Here is a 1,111-nt window from a genome sequence, read left to right on the forward strand (position 1 = left end):
TATGCGTGCGTTGACGGATGCCGACGTGGTCGGCTTCTGGATGGCCGTCGACGCGCTGTGCGACGTGCGCCGTCGCCATGTGATGACGGACGCCGATGCGCCGCTGCCCGCGCTGATGGAGGTCGACCATGCGGCATGACACGGCACAGGTATTCGTGTCGGCGGATTGCCATGCCGGCGCGATCGAACATGCGTTGCACGAGGCCGCGCAAGCGCTGGCCGGCGCGAAACGCGTGGCACTTGCACGCAATCTGGACGGCAGCTGGGGCGCGGGCGACTACACGCTCGACGTGCTGCGCGACGAGTCGGCGGCCGACGGCACAGCGGATTTCGCCGCATTGGCGCAACTGCCGGGCATCGCGCGGATCGACGGCGCCGAATGCCGCGCGATCGGCGGCGGCTTGCGCGAACCGGCGCTGCGCGACGGCGTATGGCGCACGCTGATGCTGCGGGTACGGCCGCAGGCCGGTGCGGAACAGATCGCCGCGCTCGAGCGCGAACTGCTGCAGATGCCCGCGTTCATGCCCGGCATCCGCAACTGGCGGCTGAGCCGGATCGAGACGCCCGGCGCGTGGACGCACGTGTGGCAGCAGGAGTTCGCGCACGTCGGCGATCTCCTCGGCGAATACCTGATGCATCCGTATCACTGGGGTTGGGTCGATCGCCGGTTCGATGCCGAAAGCCCCGACTGGACGGTCGATACGATCTCGCATGCGTTCTGTCCGCTCGCGTCGAGCCTGCTGGCCGATACGGCGGACTGACGCGCAGCCCACATCAAGCTGACAACAAACAACCCAGGAGACACGAAGATGCGAGCCCTGTTGATCGACCGCGTCGGTCATTCCGACGCTTTCCGCATGGCCGACGTGCCGGCACCGACGCCGGGCCCCGGCGACGTGCTGATCCGCGTTGCCTACGCCGGCATCAATCCCGCCGACTGGAAATGCCGCGAAGGCTACCTCGGCGCATTCATGCAATACACGTTTCCGTTCGTGATCGGTTTCGACGCGGCGGGGGTGGTCGAAGCGGTCGGCGATGGCGTCGACGGTTTCGCGCCCGGCATGCGCGTGTTCGCGCAGACCGACGTCGGCGCGGGGCGCTGGGGCGCGTA

General features: G+C 68.2%; 2 protein-coding genes. Both read left to right on the top strand.

Annotation, left to right across the window (positions count from 1 at the left end):
• Positions 1-128 precede the first annotated feature (128 nt).
• Positions 129-761: a Dabb family protein gene (locus tag G3N99_RS40520; RefSeq protein WP_206125231.1), complete on the top strand. Its 633-nt coding sequence runs from the start codon at positions 129-131 to the stop codon at positions 759-761.
• 48 nt (positions 762-809) lie between these two features.
• On the top strand, positions 810-1,111 hold a 302-nt coding region (locus G3N99_RS40525), incomplete at its 3' end, for an alcohol dehydrogenase catalytic domain-containing protein (protein WP_206125232.1).

It is taken from the genome of Burkholderia sp. Ac-20392, assembly GCF_017104585.1.
Classification (GTDB): domain Bacteria; phylum Pseudomonadota; class Gammaproteobacteria; order Burkholderiales; family Burkholderiaceae; genus Burkholderia; species Burkholderia lata.

Coding starts and splice junctions, on each gene's coding strand:
- G3N99_RS40520 (WP_206125231.1), top strand. CDS start 129: ATGCGGCATGACACGGCACAGGTATTCGTGTCGGCGGATTGCCATGCC.